The sequence below is a fragment of the Mesorhizobium sp. M7A.F.Ca.CA.001.10.2.1 genome (genome assembly GCF_003998575.1).
Lineage (GTDB): Bacteria > Pseudomonadota > Alphaproteobacteria > Rhizobiales > Rhizobiaceae > Mesorhizobium.
The window spans coordinates 1-909 of the sequence record NZ_RZQY01001146.1; the positions used below are offsets into that span (position 1 = coordinate 1).

Annotated in this window: 2 protein-coding genes; both read right to left on the reverse strand. The window is 65.7% G+C overall.

Annotation, left to right across the window (positions count from 1 at the left end):
* On the reverse strand, positions 1 to 541 hold a 541-nt coding region (locus EN964_RS35760; RefSeq protein ID WP_127277540.1), incomplete at its 3' end, for an MFS transporter.
* Positions 538 to 909 (reverse strand): transcription antitermination factor NusB (gene nusB / locus EN964_RS35765; protein ID WP_127277542.1); only part of this gene is annotated, 372 nt, incomplete at its 5' end. The genes nusB and EN964_RS35760, both read right to left, overlap by 4 nt.

Sequence of the window (909 nt, forward strand, 5' to 3'; positions counted from 1 at the left end):
GGATGGAGATGAAGGAACCGGCAAACATGACCGGCGCCAGCAATTCGCGGGTGAAGATGACGATCTGCGGCCCAAGGATGGCGGTGACGATGCCGCCGGCCAGCACGAATGAGATGGCACGCGCCTTGAATTCCGGCGGTGCGTTGTCGGCAGCGGCGAAGCGGAACTGCTGGACGAAGGCGCCGCCGACACCGATCGTGAGCAAGCCAAAGGCAAACAGCCAGAAGCTGCCTTGAAAAAGCGCAAGCGTGGCGACGAGGCCGCCAAGCGCCGTGACGATCGTTCCGGTCATGAAGCCGCCGCGCTGGCCCATGCTGCGGATGATGGCCGCTGCAGGCAGCGCGCCGAGCGCCACGCCGATGTTGAAGCCGGTGACCGGCGCTGTCGCCAATGATTTGTCGGGGCCAAGCAGATATTGCCCGGCCAGCGCGCCCACGGAGATGGCGATGGGAGCGGCCGAGCCGATGATCGCCTGCGAGGCGGCCAGGATCAGCGCCGTGCGGCGCGCCTCCCTGCCTGCCTCGACGGCGATTGCCGTCATGATGCGTCCTTGCCCCGCCCCTCGCCACGCACCCGGCGAGACACACGGTCGAGCACGGCATTGACCAGCTTCGGCTCGTCTTCCTCGTAGAAGGCCTTGGCGATGTCGACATATTCGGAGACGATGACCGCGACGGGGACATCCTCGCGCTTCATCAACTCGTAGACGCCGGCACGCAGAATGGCGCGCAGCGTCGAATCGAGCCGCGACAGCGGCCAGTCCTCGGTCAGCGCCTGGCGGATGATCGGATCGATGGTCTTCTGGTTCTCGACGACACCCGCCAGGATGGCGCGAAACCATTGCGCATCGGCCTCGCGATAGAGCGCTCCGTCGACTTCCTTGCCGAGACGAAAGGCCTCGTATTCGGC